Consider the following 13,205-nt stretch of genomic DNA (forward strand, 5'->3'; position numbering starts at 1 on the left):
CGCCGTCTCGAATATTTTTTGTTGTTTACCCGCGCTTGCGCATTAATTCGCTCTCGACTTGCCGGAGAAAAAGGGTACCGTTGCTTCCGGTAAGTGCGTTCTTGTGGAAGTGCTCGAAGAGATTCAGATGATAGGATACGTCTCGTGGATCACGCAGTACAACCTCGCCGGAGAAAAGTTCGGCGGTCACCAGACGGTCGTCGTACACGACGAACACGTTCAACGGCGAAGGCATGGCGACCTTGGTCGCTGTCCACGGGAGTACGGCAAGGTGCACGTTCGGTCGCTGGGACACCTCGGCCATGTGAGCGCACTGCCGTGCGATCACATCCGGGCTGGCGCGTCCCCATCGTATGGCTTGCTCGGTGAGTAGAAAGTGGAATGTACGGGATTCGTCCTGTAGCGCTTGTTGGCTCTCCATACGGGCTCTCACGGCCCGCTCGACATTCCGGGCAGGTCTGCCCTCCACGGTGGGCGTGAGCGCTGTCCTCGCGTATTCCTCGGTTTGGATAAGACCGCTCGGTGTGGCTGGAAGGAACTGTCGGACGACCGAGGATGATTCTGCGAGGGCCTTCAACTCGGCCTGCTTGCGCCATAGTCCCAATTCGGCAACCGCGCGCCACGACGTGTGTTGCACGTTCGCCCGGCGGGCAAGTGTGACCAGTTCCCGGCCTGTCTCGGCCGGTACGTCAAGCGCCTTGAGGATGCGCTCGACATCCACCACTGTCGGCAAGATTCGGCCGCGCTCGATGCGGCTGATCTTCGACTGAGACATCGCGCAGCGGACAGCCAGCCGCTCACCGGAAAGGTTGGCTGCCTTGCGAAGCCGCTTCAATGCGTCAGCTAGCCCCGGGTCGGGCTGATCAAGTTCGGTCATACTCGGCGTACGGCACAGCGTGCGTCAGGGCCGTTTCACGCCATGCGAGGTAAGTCGGAAGGTCGGGGTCGTCGAGCTGTTCGATGGTGAGCAGGGTTCCATCCGGATTGAAGTTGAGGTGCACGACGATCGAGTCGTCGAACAGCCAGAAATCCTGTTGAGGCAGGCCTAAGTCGTTCTCGGACAGATCGAGAATGCGGATGTCTTCGCCCGCTTCGACATTGCCGGGAATGCCCCACGCGAGTTGATAGCGCTGGTAGTCGGTGAGTGGCTTTCGGATAGTCCGCACGCGTCCGATGGACTTCCCCGCCTGTGTCAGGCCGCGCACGGTCTCGTGCCATCCGGAGTTGTGTCCTTCAGGCCGGGATCCCCCGGCCATGAACTGTTTCAAGCTGTCCTGTTCTCTAGGCATGGTGTAGACCGGCTGTGTTTCCAGCCGCCACGCGGAGTGTTCATAGCCGCGTAGATGACTTGCGAAGCTTTCCCCGTCAAGCAGCACTCAGAGACTCCCTAGGCCAGTGGGCAGTCCGAACCTACCCCCGAGGGTGGTCAAAGCCTCCCGGAGAAGCCAAGGCTCCAGCTCGACAGCTTGCTCATCAGGGCCAAGCGTGAGTCCGTCGGCGGCCGAAACGGCGTTTCCTTGGAAGACAAGCGTTCCCCGGTCGGATACATGTACTGCGGGGCAGGTGCCGTCGTCGCAGTCACCGGCCACCTTGCGTAGTTTCATGGTTACTTGAATAGCACATCCGACATGCTGAGTGGGACAGCTAGTCACGGTCTTGCATGATCTCGTCACTGGGTAGGCGACGGGCTCACAACGCGCGGGACAGGGCCAGCGCGACTGTGCGGACCGCCGGGGCGACCCGTTCGGTCCGCATCCGGTTGGCCCAGCCGGAGATCGACACCGCGGCGACGGCCGTGCCGTGCGCGTCCACTAGGGGACTCGCCGCGCAGACGACGCCGACGCCGGATTCCTCGCGCTCGAACGCGATTCCCTCTTCACGGATGCGGGTGAGCTGACGTCGCAGCAGCCCGGGTGCGGTGATCGTGCGGGTGCTGACGCGCGGCAGTCCCGCGTCGATCACCGCGGCGACGACGGACTCCGGCGCGTGCGCCAGGATCGCCTTGCCCACCCCGGTGGCGTGGGCGGGGAACCGGCCGCCGATCCGCGACGGCAGCGATGGCGCGTCGGGTCCGCGCACGATGTCGAGGTAGACGACCTCGGTGCCTTCGAGCACCGCGAGGTGGACGGTGTTGCGCGTCGCCTCGCGGAGGTCGGCGAGATACGGCCGGGCCGCCTCGACGAGCCCGCGGCGCCGGACGGCGAGCTGGCCGATCTCGAACAGCCGCAGGCCGAGCCGCACCGCCGTGCCCTCGCGTTCGAGCAGCCCGGTGTCGACGAGGTGCCCGGTCAGCCGGTGCACGGTCGTCTTCGCCAGCCCGGTCCGCCGCGCCAGCTCGGACACGCCGAGCGTGTCGTCGCCGGGCCGGAAGGCGCCGAGCAGCGCGGCGAATCGGTCCGCGACGAGGCCATCGCCGTTCCGCCCAGTGGTACGCATGGGTTGAGTATGGACCACCCTGGCGAGGACCGTCACCAGGCATGGGACGCAAGGTGGTGGCCGCGATCGTCGGCCCCGGCAACATCGGCACGGACCTGCTCGCGAAACTGCGCCGCAGCGAGCGGATCGAGGTCCGGTACATGGTCGGCGTCGATCCGGCGTCGGACGGGCTGGCGAAAGCGGCGAATCTGGGCCTGGAGACGTCCGCGGAGGGCGTCGATTGGCTGCTGGAACGTGACGAGCTGCCCGAGCTGGTTTTCGAGGCCACGTCGGCGAAAGCGCATCTCGCGAACGCGCCGCGCTTCGCGGCGGCGGGTATCCGGGCGGTGGATCTGACGCCGGCGGCGGTCGGGCCGTTCGTGTGCCCGGCGGTCGCGACCCCGGAGCAGCTCGACGTGCCCAACGTCAACATGATCACCTGCGGGGGACAGGCCACGATCCCCATCGTGCACGCCGTTTCCCGGGTGACGCCGGTGCCGTACGCGGAGATCGTCGCGTCGGTGTCGTCGCGCTCGGCGGGACCGGGCACCCGCGCGAACATCGACGAGTTCACCGTGACGACCGCCCGCGGCATCGAGGAGGTCGGCGGCGCGGTGAAGGGCAAGGCGATCATCATCATCAACCCGGTCGAACCGCCGATGATTATGCGGGACACGGTCTTCTGCGCGATCGACCCGGACGCCGACGTCGCCGCGATCACCGACTCGATCCAGCGGATGGTCAAGGACGTCCAGCAGTACGTGCCGGGCTACACGCTCAAGGCCGAACCGCAGTTCGACGCCCCGCGCCCGGAGTGGAAGGGCCTGGCGAGGGTCGGGGTCTTCCTCGAAGTCGCGGGCAACGGCGACTATCTCCCGCGCTACGCCGGGAACCTGGACATCATGACGGCCGCCGCCGCGCGGGCCGGGGAACTGCTGGCGCAGGAGGTGGAGGCGGCATGAGCACACAATCGCGAAGCTCTGCTCATGACGCCGACCGGGTGCGGGTGTCCCGCAAGGAGCCGGGCGTGAAGTGGGACGACGTCGAACGTGAGGTCCGGCTGGTCGACACGACACTGCGCGACGGCAGTCACGCGATGGCGCACCAGTTCACCGAACGGCAGGTGCGCGACACCGTGCGGGCACTGGACGACGCGGGCGTGTCGCTGATCGAGGTGACCCACGGCGACGGGCTCGGCGGCTCGACCTTCAACTACGGATTCTCCCTTGTGGACGAACGCGAGCTGATCGCCGCCGCCGTGGACGAGGCGCGCCGGGCGAAGATCGCCGTGCTGCTGCTCCCGGGCCTTGGCACGGTCGAGGACCTGAAGGTGGCGGCCGATCTCGGTGCCGGCGCGGTCCGGATCGCGACCCACTGCACCGAGGCGGATGTCTCCGAACAGCACTTCGGCGCGGCACGCGCGCTCGGCCTCGAAACCGTCGGATTCCTGATGCTCTCGCATATGTCCACACCGGACGATCTGGCGAAGCAAGCACGGATCATGGCCGACGCCGGCTGCGAGTGTGTATACATTGTGGACTCCGCGGGCGCGTTGATCCTCGAGGACGCTTCGGTCCGGGTCGAGGCGCTGGTCGCCGAACTGGGCGACCAGGCGCAGGTCGGCTACCACGGGCACCAGAACCTCAGCTTCGGCGTGGCCAATTCGGTGCTCGCCTGCCGCGCGGGCGCACGGCAGATCGACGGCTCGCTGGCGGCACTCGGTGCCGGCGCGGGCAATTCGCCGACCGAGGTCCTCGCGGCGACGTTCGAACGGCTCGGCATCACCACCGGCGTCGACAAGGACGTGCTGATGGACGCCGCCGAAAACGTCGTGAAGAAGTACCTGACGCGGCTGCCGGTGATGGACCGTTCCTCGATCGTGCAGGGCTTCGCCGGGGTGTACTCCAGTTTCTTGCTGCACGCCGAGCGCGCCGCCGAGCGCTACGGCGTTCCGGCGCACGAAATCCTCTACCGCGTCGGCGCGGAACGGTACGTCGGGGGACAGGAGGACATGATCATCGACATCGCGCTGCGGCTGGTTGCAGAGAAAGCCGAAAAGGGCGAAAAGGCGGCTCAGTGAGCCAGGTCGTCGGCGCCCAGCACCAGCCGCACGCAGTGCGCGACGAGCCGTTCCCGGGACACCTGGAGCGTTCCGTCGAGGTAGGCGATGAAGACGTTGCTCAGCGCGCCGACGAGGCCGATCGACACCAGCCGCCGTTCGGTCTCGTCGCCGCGCGAGAGCTGCTCGCCGACGAGCGCGGCGAAGGCGGGCAGCAGGTGCAGTCCGCGCTGGGTCAGTGCCGGGTCGGTGAGCGGAGCGAGCAGCAGAACGCGGCCCTTGCGGGGATCGTCGACGATCAGCTCGACGAACGCCTTCACCGCGTTCTCGGCGCGTTCGGCCGCGCTGGGCGCGTCACGGACGGCGTCGACCAGCACCTGACGGGCTTGCTCGCCGACGTGCTCGTACACGGCGGCGACGAGTTCCTCGCGGTCGGAAAAGCTCTCGTAGAAGTACCGCTCGGTGAGTTTCGCGTGACGGCAGACCGCGCGGACACTGACCGCGATGCTGCCCTCGGTGCCGAGCAGGTCCAGACCCGCTTCGACCAGTTGCCCGCGGCGCACGGCCTTGCGGTCGTCGAGCGTCGTCCCGGCCCAGGTCCGCCCCGGCATGTCCACCTACTCCTCGGTTGACTACAAGCGTTGTCACATTCTAGCGTGACAACAGGTGTGGTCAGTTGGACGACTCGACGAGGAGCGGACGATGACACGGGAAGAACCGATACCGCTGGGACCGGATTCGCTCACCTGGAAGTACTTCGGTGACTGGCGCGGGCTGCTGATCGGGCTCTGGGCGGGGTCGATGCAGAACATGCACCCGGGGCTCGGCGCCGGCGTCGAGCAGCACTCACGGTTCTTCGAGGAGCGCTGGCAGCGGCTCTTCCGTTCGCTGTACCCGATCGGCGGCGTCGTGTTCGACGGCCCGAACGCGCATCGGACCGCGCTCGAAGTGCGGGGTTACCACGACCGCATCAAGGGCGTGGACGCGAAAGGCCGCCGCTACCACGCGCTCGACCCGGAGACGTTCTACTGGGCACACGCGACGTTCTTCATGAGCACGATCCACATCGCGGACCACTTCATGGGCGGCATCGGCGACGTCGAGAAGCGGCGGCTGTTCGACGAGCACGTCCAGTGGTACCGGATGTACGACATGAGCATGCGCCCGGTCCCGGAGAGCTGGGAGGACTTCCAGCTGTACTGGAAGCACATGTGCGCCGAGGTGCTGGAGGACAACAAGGCCACCCGCGACGTGCTGGAAATCGGCGAGATCGCGAAACCGCCGTTCCTGCCGTGGCTGCCGGACTTCGTGTGGCGCCGAGTGCGAGTCGTCGTCGCTCGTGATTTCGTCCGGCTGACCGTCGGCATGTACGAGCCCGAAGTCCGCGAACTGCTGGGCTTCACCTGGTCGGCGGCCGACGAACGCTGGTTCCGGCGGTTCGGGCGGGTCGTGAACACGCTGTTCAAGTTCGTCCCGCACGATCGCCGTTACCACCCGCGTGCCCGCGCGGGCTGGCGGCGGGAACGCGGGGAGCTGGCGCCGGACGCGCCGGTGGCCGAGACTCCACGAAGGAACCTGCCGCCGCTTTCCGAACGCGGAAAACCGGAGCACTACTCACCGAACGTCTGATCTGGAGGACGGATGAAGCTGGGCTATCACCTCGGGTACTGGTCGGCAGGGCCGCCGCCGGGCGCGCTCGACGCCGTGAAACGCGCCGAGGAGCTGGGCTTCGACTCGGTGTGGACGGCCGAGGGCTACGGCTCCGACGCGTTCACCCCGCTCGCCTGGTGGGGCGCGTCGACGAGCCGGATCAAGCTCGGCACCAACATCGTCCAGATGTCCGCGCGCACCCCGACGGCGACGGCGATGTCCGCGCTGACGCTGGATCACCTGTCGGGCGGCCGGTTCATCCTCGGGCTCGGCGCGTCCGGCCCGCAGGTGGTCGAGGGCTGGTACGGCCAGGCGTACCCGAAACCGCTGGCGCGCACCCGCGAGTACGTCGACATCGTCCGCAAGGTCGTCGCGCGGCAGGAGCCGGTGACGCACGACGGCGAGTTCTTCCAGTTGCCACTCAAGGGCGGGACCGGGCTGGGCAAGGCGCTGAAGCCGACGGTCCATCCGCTGCGCACCGAGATCCCGATCTACCTCGCCGCCGAGGGGCCGAAGAACGTCGCGCTGGCGGCCGAAATCTGCGACGGCTGGCTCCCGCTTTTCTTCTCGCCCAAGAGCGATGCTTTCTACCGTGGCGCCTTACAGGAAGGCTTCGCCCGGCCGAACGCACGGCATTCCTTCGACGACTTCGAGGTCGCGGCCTCGGTGCCGGTGCTGGTGCACGACGACGTCGAGGAAGCGGCGAGCTGGATCAAGCCCTCGCTCGCGTTGTACATCGGCGGAATGGGCGCGAAGAGCGTCAACTTCCACCATGACGTGTTCGCCCGCATGGGCTACGCGGACGTCGCGGACAAGGTCCAGGAGCTCTACCTGGCCGGGCGCAAGGACGAGGCGACGGCGGCGATTCCGACGTCGCTGGTCGAGGACACGTCCCTGATCGGGCCGGTGGCGAAGGTCCGCGAGGAGCTGGCGCGGTGGGAGGAAACCGTGGTGACCACGCTGCTGTTGCGCGGCGACGCCGACACGCTGGCGAAGGTCGCCGCCGCGCTCACGTGAGCCTGAACCCGGCTCAGGTGGGATTGCAGCGGGCGAGCACGGTCCGCGTGTAGCCGACGTCCGGGCGCCACTGCTCGAGGTTCCAGCTCGGCTTGTCCGGTTCGGAGATGCGGGCGAAGTCGTAGTGGCACAGGAACTGGTCGCGCATGTTGGTGTGGTTCGCGGCCGGCGCGAGCTTCACGACCTCGTTCCAGGCGTTGAGCCGTTCGCTCGCCGGGGCCTGGCGGCGTCCGTACTCGGTCGGGAAGACCGCGAGGCGCGGCCCCTTCGGGTCCGGGAGCCATTCGGTGTGGTCGACGATCGCCTGACCGGTCGCCGTCCGCAGCGCGGTGGCCGGGCCGACGGGGACGACACCCGCCGTGCGGACGTCGTCGGGCGACGTGGTGGAGGGGGCATGGGCATAAAACTTCGCGGAGCGTTGCTCATGCGCCCGACCGGGTGCGGGTGTCCCGCAGGACACAGGGGCGGCGCTGGCGGTGCCCGCGGTCGCGAGCGCGGCGGTGGCGCACAGCAGGGCGGCCACGCACACCCGGGTCGTTCTCGGGGATCTCATCCGATTCCTCCTCGATGCCGGAAGATCCACCCTGGCACAGGCGGCGGCACCGCATGGCGTACTCGCCGAAATCGGCCCGGTACGGCCCGCGCATCACGACGGTGGCACGATTCCTCCCGACCACTACCCGGTGCGGGCAGAGATCCAGTACTGAATCGTTCGCCGGGAACGTTCGACAGGAGGATCATGGCGACGCTGCCCCGAACGCTGCCCCGCCGGACGAGGTACACGTACTCGCTCGGCTCGTTCGTGACAGGATCCTTCGGCACCGTGCCGGGCCTCCTGCTGCTCCCGTACCTGACCGACACGATGGCCGTGCCGTCGGCGTGGGCGGGCGTGATCGTGTTCGTGCCGAAGGCGTGGGACGTCCTGTTCAACCCGGTCGCCGGGCGGCTCTCGGACGCGAGCCTGGTCAAACGCGGCAGCAGGCGGCTCTTCCTGCTGTACGGCGGGATCGGGGTCGCGGTGCTCTTCGCGGCGTTGTTCGCGCATCCCGGGTTCGGCGGCCCGCTGCCGGACGCGAGTTACGTCGTCGTCGCGTTCTTCCTGTGCGCCACGGCGTACGCGTTCTTCCAGGTGCCGTTCAACGCGCTGCCCGCCGAGATCACCGACTCCGCCGACGAGCGCACCCGGCTGACCAGTGTCCGGATCGGCTTCCTCGCGGTGGCGATCCTGGTCTCCGGCGGTGGCGCGCCCGCGATCACCGGTGCCATCGCGGGGGTCGCGGGCTACCGGGTGATGGGTGTCGTGATCGGACTGATCGTGCTGGCCGCGACGCTCGGGGTCTACTTCGGGCTGAAGGACGCGCCGGTCGGTTCGCTGCGGCCGACCACGGTGAGCTTCCGTGAGCTGGTGACGACGATGCGGCAGTGGCGGCCGTTCCGCTGGCTGCTCGGCGTGTACTTCATCCAGGCACTCGGCGTCGGTGTCGTGCTCGCGGCGATCAGCTACTACGCCCAGCACATCCTGGGCGATCCCGGCTACCGGACGCTGTTGTTCGTCGGGGTCGTCGCCCCGGCGCTGCTCACCATGCCGTTGTGGCCGCGGCTCGGGAAGCGCTGGGGCAAGCTCGCCGGGTTCCGGATCGCCACGCTGTCCTTCGTGGTCGGACTGGCCGGGATGATCGGCGGGAAGGTCCTGCCGCTGCCGCTGACCTTCGTGTGCGTCGCGCTCGGCGGCGTCGGCTACGCGGGTATCTCGGTGTTCCCGCTGTCGATCCTGGCCGACCTCATCGGCGACGAGGAGGAGCGCACCGGAGCCACTCGCGCGGGCATCGCGGCCGGGGTCTGGACGGCGTCGGAGACGCTGGGCCTCGCGCTCGGCCCCGGCGTGTTCGGGATCGTGCTCGCCCTCGGCGGGTATGTGTCCAGTGTGGACGCCGCGGCTGTCCAGCCGGGCAGCGCGATCACCGCGATCCTGATCGGGTCCAGCGTGCTGCCCGCCTTCCTCGTCCTGTTCGGCATCCCGCTGCTGCGCCGCTCCGTCCTGCGCGCTCGCGTCTGAAGTCCGTGAAGGCCTCCTTACCGGCGCTCAGTGCCGGTAAGGAGGCCTTCACGGACCATCAATGGACGTGGACGGCGTCCCAGGCAGGGAAAGGGTCCTCTGTGGACGGAGCGTCGGCCAGGCAGGAGGTGAGGGCGCTGGTGAGCGCGGGGGCCGCCAGGTCGACGCCGATGAACACCAGCTCCTGACGCGGCGCCTCCGCGACACCCTGCGGCTCGAAGCGCGCGACGGACCCCGCCTGCGACCACAGCCCGGTCACCCCGGGCCGCGACGACAGCGCGAAGAACCCCTTGGACCGCAACACGTTCCCGAACTCCCCGGAGTCCAGACGGCGGGCGACGACGTCCCACAACCGGGACGGATCGAACGCCCTGTCCGCCCGGAACACCACGCTGGAGATCCCGTACTCCTCGGTCTCCGGGACGTGATCGCCGTTCAGCTCGGCGACCCAGCCCGGCGCCTCCGCCGCACGGGCGGCGTCGTAGCGCCCGGTGCCGAACACCCGCTCCAAGGGCACCTTGCCGAAGCTCGACGTCAGGACGTCCGCCGCCGGATTGAGCCGCCGCAGCACCGCGACCAGGCGCTCCAGCTCATCGGACGGGACGAGGTCGGCCTTGTTCAGCAGCAGCACGTCGGCGAACTCGACCTGATCCATGAGCAGATCCGACACGGTCCGCTCGTCGCCGAAGTACTGGTCGAGCCGACGCTCCACCAGGGAGTCGCCGCTCGCCAGCTCGCGGCCGAAGTTCACCGCGTCGACGACGGTGACCATCGTGTCCAGCCGCGCCGCGTCGAGCACCGGCCTCCCGTCCTCGCCGGGAAACGAGAACGTCGCCGCCACCGGCATCGGCTCGGAGATCCCGCTCGACTCGATGAGCAGGTGGTCGAACCGGCCGTCGCGGCACAGCCGGTCGACCTCCTCCAGGAGGTCCTCCCGCAGGGTGCAGCAGATGCACCCGTTGGTCATCTCGACGAGCCGTTCCTCGGTACGGGAGCGGACGAGCGCGGCGTCGATGTTGACCTCGCTCATGTCGTTGACGATCACCGCGACCCGCACGCCCTCGCGGTTGGCGAGGATGTGGTTGAGCAGCGTCGTCTTGCCCGCGCCGAGGAATCCGGAAAAGACGGTGACGGGGACGCTCACCGTTCGAGCCGCTGGAAGTGCTTGATCAACCGGCGCGGGACGAGCTTCGTCTCGCCGTCGACCTTGATCGGCACCAGATCCGGCACCGCGGCCTTCCACTGTGAGCGCCGGGAACGGGTGTTGCTACGGGACGTCTTCCGCTTCGGGACAGCCATCAGCGGGCACCCCCGGTCTTGCGCTGTCCGTAGCGGCGGTGGAACTTCTCGACCTGGCCCGCGGTGTCCATGATCCGCCGGTTGCCGGTCCAGAACGGATGCGACGCGGAGCTGATGTCGACGACCACCAGGGGATAGGTGTTCCCGTCGGACCACTCGATGGTCTTGTCCGACGTCATGGTGGAGCGGGTCAGGAACGCGTCGCCGGTCGACGAGTCCTTGAACACCACCGGGTGATAGTCGGGGTGGATACCGGATTTCACTGGGTTTCGTCCTTTCGGTCCGACGCGTCGTTCAGCACGGACGCGTCGTGCTTGGCGGGATCGGCTTCGGTGTCGTCGCACGGTTCCTCGTGCCAGTCGCCGAACGGATCCGGGTAGTGCCGCCAGAGGTCCTGTCCGGCGGCGAGTTCCTCGTCGGTGAGCAGCGCGCCGTTGAGCGCCGCCTCGATCTCCTCTGGCGTGGTGTGGTCGGTGACCACCACGATCTCCTGCGCCCGGTCGCCGTGTTCGGGGTCCCAGCGCAACGAGGCGAGCGTGCGGCGTTCGGCCGAGACATCCGTCCACTCAGGACCGTCCGGGGAGGCCAGCCACGGTCCGGCGTGCCCGATCCCGAGCCCACCGCCCGCCGACTCGATCCAGAACGCGACGTCCGGCTGGCTGGCCACCCACGCCCGGCCACGGGTGCGGACGACACCGTCGAGCAGGACGTCGATGGCGTCGTGCAGCCGTTCCGGATGGAACGGGCGCTGCGCGGTGAACGTGGCGAGCGCGATCCCGCAGTCGGTGTGCAGCGGCGGCTGACCGCGCAGCAGCGCCCCGTGCATGTCGGTGACCTCGCCGCGGCGCGCGTCCGGCGGGACGGCGTCGAGCACGGTCGAACCGTCCACACGGGACAGTTCGACCCTGGGTACCGAAGGCGCCACCCGGTCGAGCACCGCCGACGACCTCGCCGCCGTCCACGCGTCGGTCGCCGCGCCCGCGAGCACGAGGACGTCGGCGAATTCGACCTGCGAGAGCGCGACCTGGGCGACGGTGCGCTCGTCCTCCGGGCTCGCGCGCAGATCGCGCTCGCCCAGCAGCGCGTCGCCGGTCGCGTCGCCGAGCCAGTTCGCGCAGTCGATCACGGTGAGCACGGCGCGCAGGTCGACGTCGTCGAGCACCGGACGGTCGCCGACCAGCACGTTGCGGATCGCCCAGCTGACCGGTTCGGGCTCCATCGCCTCGTCGAGGCGCAGGACGATCCGCCGCACCTCGGGGTTTCGCGCGAGGCGGCGCAGCAACGGCAGGAGGTCCTCGCGCAGGGTGCAGGAGACGCAGCCGTGCGCGAGTTCGAGGGCGGTGAGCTGGTCGCGGTTACCGAGCTGGATCCGGCGGCGGACGATGCCCGCGCCGATCTGCCGCAGGTCGTGGTGCACCACGGCGGTGCCGGGCTCGGCCTCGCGCAGCAGCGCGGCGAGGGTGCTGTTCGGTCCCGGGGCGAGGCCACTGATCAGGAAGAGGGGCACGCGCGGGTGATCGGTCACTGAGGCTCCAGAACGGACGGGGTCGTCGGGATGAACGGGTACGACTGTGTAGAGTAAGTGACAACGATTATCACTATCAACTTGGGAGGGCATGTGTCAGCCGTGTGCCAGGTCACCGGCCGCAAGCCGGGCTTCGGGAAGCAGGTGTCGCATTCCCACCGGCGGACGTCGCGCCGGTGGGACCCGAACCTGCAGACCCGCCGCTACTTCGTGCCCAGCGAAGGCCGCTGGGTGAAGCTGCGGGTTTCGGTCAAGGGCATGAAGACGATCGACAAGCGCGGTATCGACGCCGTCGTCGCCGAGCTGCGGGCGAAGGGAGTGAAGCTCTGATGGCCAAGGCCACCGACATCCGGCCGATCATCAAGCTCCGGTCGACCGCCGGGACCGGCTACACCTACGTGACCAGGAAGAACCGGCGCAACAACCCGGACCGCATGGTGCTGCGCAAGTACGACCCGGTCGCGCGCAAGCACGTCGACTTCAAGGAAGAACGCTGATGGCCAAGAAATCCAAGATCGCGAAGAACGAGCAGCGGAAGGTGATCGCCGCCCGCTATGTCGAGCGACGTCGCGAGCTGAAGGCCGTCATCGCCTCACCGGCCGCGTCGCCGGAGGAGAAGGCGGCGGCCGTCTCGGCACTGCAGGCCATGCCGCGCGACGCGAGCGCGACCCGGATCCGCAACCGCGACGCCGCGGACGGCAGGCCGCGGGGCTACCTGCGCAAGTTCGGGCTCTCCCGGGTCCGGATGCGGCAGATGGCGCACAACGGCGAACTGCCCGGCGTCTCGAAGTCGAGCTGGTGAGCTCGATGCCGAAGCCGAACCGTGACCGTCCCGGCCGCCGCAAGGTGAACCCGCTGCACGCCGCCCGGGTCACCGAGGTCGACTGGAAGGACGTCGACCTGCTGCGCAAGTTCATCTCCGACCGCGGCAAGATCCGCGCCCGCCGGGTGACGGGATTGACGCCGCAGCAACAGAAACAGGTCGCCACGGCGATCAAGAACGCCCGCGAGATGGCGTTGCTCCCGTACCCCGGCCCCGCCAGGGGCTGAGCTGCCCGGCGGACGAGCGCCCCAATGTGGCATTGGGTGCGTTGGACGCACCGAACGCCACATTGGGGTTTTCTCGGTAGGTGCGGGGGTGCGGCTTTGCTGGTGGGCGCGTGTCGCGAACGCTCCGTTCGGGA

Annotated in this window: 18 protein-coding genes; 9 read left to right on the forward strand and 9 right to left on the reverse strand. The window is 68.5% G+C overall.

The window, feature by feature from the left end; all coding sequences use genetic code 11:
• Positions 1-25: 25 nt before the first annotated feature.
• From ACFWY9_RS15740 to ACFWY9_RS15750, 3 genes are all read right to left on the reverse strand, one after another.
• Positions 26-877 (reverse strand): helix-turn-helix domain-containing protein, encoded by an 852-nt coding sequence (locus ACFWY9_RS15740; protein WP_378339143.1) that lies wholly within the window; start codon positions 875-877, stop codon positions 26-28.
• Positions 864-1,376 (reverse strand): DUF6879 family protein, encoded by a 513-nt coding sequence (locus ACFWY9_RS15745; RefSeq protein ID WP_378322661.1) that lies wholly within the window; start codon positions 1,374-1,376, stop codon positions 864-866. Before ACFWY9_RS15745 ends, ACFWY9_RS15740 begins: the two co-directional genes overlap by 14 nt.
• Positions 1,377-1,689: 313 nt before the next feature.
• Positions 1,690-2,436, reverse strand: coding sequence for an IclR family transcriptional regulator (locus tag ACFWY9_RS15750; protein ID WP_378322662.1), 747 nt, complete (start codon positions 2,434-2,436; stop codon positions 1,690-1,692).
• A 41-nt stretch (positions 2,437-2,477) separates the two neighbouring features.
• Between ACFWY9_RS15750 and ACFWY9_RS15755 the strand changes: the two genes are divergently transcribed.
• A complete protein-coding gene (locus tag ACFWY9_RS15755) occupies positions 2,478-3,377 on the forward strand; it encodes an acetaldehyde dehydrogenase (acetylating) (protein ID WP_378322663.1) in 900 nt (299 codons plus the stop codon).
• 65 nt (positions 3,378-3,442) lie between these two features.
• Positions 3,443-4,495 carry a 4-hydroxy-2-oxovalerate aldolase gene (dmpG, locus tag ACFWY9_RS15760; RefSeq protein ID WP_378322749.1) on the forward strand — a complete coding sequence of 351 codons (1,053 nt, stop codon included), beginning with the start codon at positions 3,443-3,445 and terminating at the stop codon, positions 4,493-4,495.
• Here dmpG and ACFWY9_RS15765 read toward each other — a convergent pair.
• Positions 4,489-5,085 carry a TetR/AcrR family transcriptional regulator gene (locus tag ACFWY9_RS15765; RefSeq protein WP_378339144.1) on the reverse strand — a complete coding sequence of 199 codons (597 nt, stop codon included), beginning with the start codon at positions 5,083-5,085 and terminating at the stop codon, positions 4,489-4,491. The genes dmpG and ACFWY9_RS15765 overlap by 7 nt on opposite strands.
• A 91-nt stretch (positions 5,086-5,176) precedes the next feature.
• Between ACFWY9_RS15765 and ACFWY9_RS15770 the strand changes: the two genes are divergently transcribed.
• Both ACFWY9_RS15770 and ACFWY9_RS15775 read left to right on the forward strand, forming a co-directional pair.
• Positions 5,177-6,103, forward strand: a complete 927-nt coding sequence (locus ACFWY9_RS15770) for an oxygenase MpaB family protein (protein ID WP_378322665.1) — start codon at positions 5,177-5,179, stop codon at positions 6,101-6,103.
• Between the two features lie 12 nt (positions 6,104-6,115).
• Positions 6,116-7,141 (forward strand): LLM class F420-dependent oxidoreductase, encoded by a 1,026-nt coding sequence (locus ACFWY9_RS15775; RefSeq protein WP_378322666.1) that lies wholly within the window; start codon positions 6,116-6,118, stop codon positions 7,139-7,141.
• A 13-nt stretch (positions 7,142-7,154) separates the two neighbouring features.
• Here ACFWY9_RS15775 and ACFWY9_RS15780 read toward each other — a convergent pair whose 3' ends face one another.
• Positions 7,155-7,694: a DUF2599 domain-containing protein gene (locus tag ACFWY9_RS15780; RefSeq protein WP_378339145.1), complete on the reverse strand. Its 540-nt coding sequence runs from the start codon at positions 7,692-7,694 to the stop codon at positions 7,155-7,157.
• 186 nt (positions 7,695-7,880) lie between these two features.
• On the opposite strand from ACFWY9_RS15780, the gene ACFWY9_RS15785 reads away from it, so the two are divergent.
• Positions 7,881-9,197 (forward strand): MFS transporter, encoded by a 1,317-nt coding sequence (locus ACFWY9_RS15785; protein WP_378339146.1) that lies wholly within the window; start codon positions 7,881-7,883, stop codon positions 9,195-9,197.
• Between the two features lie 58 nt (positions 9,198-9,255).
• Here ACFWY9_RS15785 and ACFWY9_RS15790 read toward each other — a convergent pair whose 3' ends face one another.
• Genes ACFWY9_RS15790 through mrf form a run of 4 tightly spaced genes read right to left on the reverse strand, consistent with a single transcriptional unit; the run spans position 9,256 to position 12,021 of the window.
• Positions 9,256-10,341: a GTP-binding protein gene (locus ACFWY9_RS15790; RefSeq protein WP_378339147.1), complete on the reverse strand. Its 1,086-nt coding sequence runs from the start codon at positions 10,339-10,341 to the stop codon at positions 9,256-9,258.
• Complete coding sequence (gene rpmF / locus ACFWY9_RS15795; RefSeq protein WP_345392056.1) at positions 10,338-10,496, reverse strand: 50S ribosomal protein L32; 159 nt, start codon at positions 10,494-10,496, stop codon at positions 10,338-10,340. Before rpmF ends, ACFWY9_RS15790 begins: the two co-directional genes overlap by 4 nt.
• Positions 10,496-10,759 (reverse strand): type B 50S ribosomal protein L31, encoded by a 264-nt coding sequence (locus tag ACFWY9_RS15800; RefSeq protein ID WP_378339148.1) that lies wholly within the window; start codon positions 10,757-10,759, stop codon positions 10,496-10,498. Before ACFWY9_RS15800 ends, rpmF begins: the two co-directional genes overlap by 1 nt.
• A complete protein-coding gene (mrf, locus tag ACFWY9_RS15805; protein WP_378339149.1) occupies positions 10,756-12,021 on the reverse strand; it encodes a ribosome hibernation factor-recruiting GTPase MRF in 1,266 nt (421 codons plus the stop codon). Before mrf ends, ACFWY9_RS15800 begins: the two co-directional genes overlap by 4 nt.
• 93 nt (positions 12,022-12,114) lie before the next feature.
• Between mrf and rpmB the strand changes: the two genes are divergently transcribed.
• Genes rpmB through rpsR form a run of 4 tightly spaced genes read left to right on the forward strand, consistent with a single transcriptional unit; the run spans position 12,115 to position 13,071 of the window.
• Positions 12,115-12,351 carry a 50S ribosomal protein L28 gene (rpmB, locus tag ACFWY9_RS15810; protein ID WP_378322672.1) on the forward strand — a complete coding sequence of 79 codons (237 nt, stop codon included), beginning with the start codon at positions 12,115-12,117 and terminating at the stop codon, positions 12,349-12,351.
• Positions 12,351-12,518, forward strand: coding sequence for a 50S ribosomal protein L33 (rpmG, locus tag ACFWY9_RS15815; protein ID WP_378322673.1), 168 nt, complete (start codon positions 12,351-12,353; stop codon positions 12,516-12,518). The genes rpmB and rpmG overlap by 1 nt, the downstream gene beginning before the upstream one ends.
• Entirely contained in the window at positions 12,518-12,823 is a 306-nt protein-coding gene (gene rpsN, locus ACFWY9_RS15820; RefSeq protein WP_378322674.1) for a 30S ribosomal protein S14, read from the forward strand. Before rpmG ends, rpsN begins: the two co-directional genes overlap by 1 nt.
• The gene (rpsR, locus tag ACFWY9_RS15825; RefSeq protein ID WP_378322675.1) at positions 12,820-13,071 is read left to right on the forward strand and encodes a 30S ribosomal protein S18; all 252 of its coding nucleotides are present in this window, start codon (positions 12,820-12,822) and stop codon (positions 13,069-13,071) included. The genes rpsN and rpsR overlap by 4 nt, the downstream gene beginning before the upstream one ends.
• The last annotated feature ends 134 nt before the right edge of the window (positions 13,072-13,205 follow it).

The sequence above is a fragment of the Amycolatopsis sp. NPDC059027 genome (assembly GCF_042739735.1).
Classification (GTDB): domain Bacteria; phylum Actinomycetota; class Actinomycetes; order Mycobacteriales; family Pseudonocardiaceae; genus Amycolatopsis.

Excerpts from the sequence above, each read along its gene's own strand:
- ACFWY9_RS15740 (WP_378339143.1), bottom strand. The coding sequence starts at position 877 with ATGACCGAACTTGATCAGCCCGACCCGGGGCTAGCTGACGCATTGAAG.
- ACFWY9_RS15750 (WP_378322662.1), bottom strand. The coding sequence starts at position 2,436 with ATGCGTACCACTGGGCGGAACGGCGATGGCCTCGTCGCGGACCGATTC.
- ACFWY9_RS15755 (WP_378322663.1), top strand. The coding sequence starts at position 2,478 with ATGGGACGCAAGGTGGTGGCCGCGATCGTCGGCCCCGGCAACATCGGC.
- ACFWY9_RS15765 (WP_378339144.1), bottom strand. The coding sequence starts at position 5,085 with ATGCCGGGGCGGACCTGGGCCGGGACGACGCTCGACGACCGCAAGGCC.
- ACFWY9_RS15770 (WP_378322665.1), top strand. The coding sequence starts at position 5,177 with ATGACACGGGAAGAACCGATACCGCTGGGACCGGATTCGCTCACCTGG.
- ACFWY9_RS15775 (WP_378322666.1), top strand. The coding sequence starts at position 6,116 with ATGAAGCTGGGCTATCACCTCGGGTACTGGTCGGCAGGGCCGCCGCCG.
- ACFWY9_RS15780 (WP_378339145.1), bottom strand. The coding sequence starts at position 7,694 with ATGAGATCCCCGAGAACGACCCGGGTGTGCGTGGCCGCCCTGCTGTGC.
- ACFWY9_RS15785 (WP_378339146.1), top strand. The coding sequence starts at position 7,881 with ATGGCGACGCTGCCCCGAACGCTGCCCCGCCGGACGAGGTACACGTAC.
- rpmF (WP_345392056.1), bottom strand. The coding sequence starts at position 10,496 with ATGGCTGTCCCGAAGCGGAAGACGTCCCGTAGCAACACCCGTTCCCGG.
- rpmG (WP_378322673.1), top strand. The coding sequence starts at position 12,351 with ATGGCCAAGGCCACCGACATCCGGCCGATCATCAAGCTCCGGTCGACC.
- rpsN (WP_378322674.1), top strand. The coding sequence starts at position 12,518 with ATGGCCAAGAAATCCAAGATCGCGAAGAACGAGCAGCGGAAGGTGATC.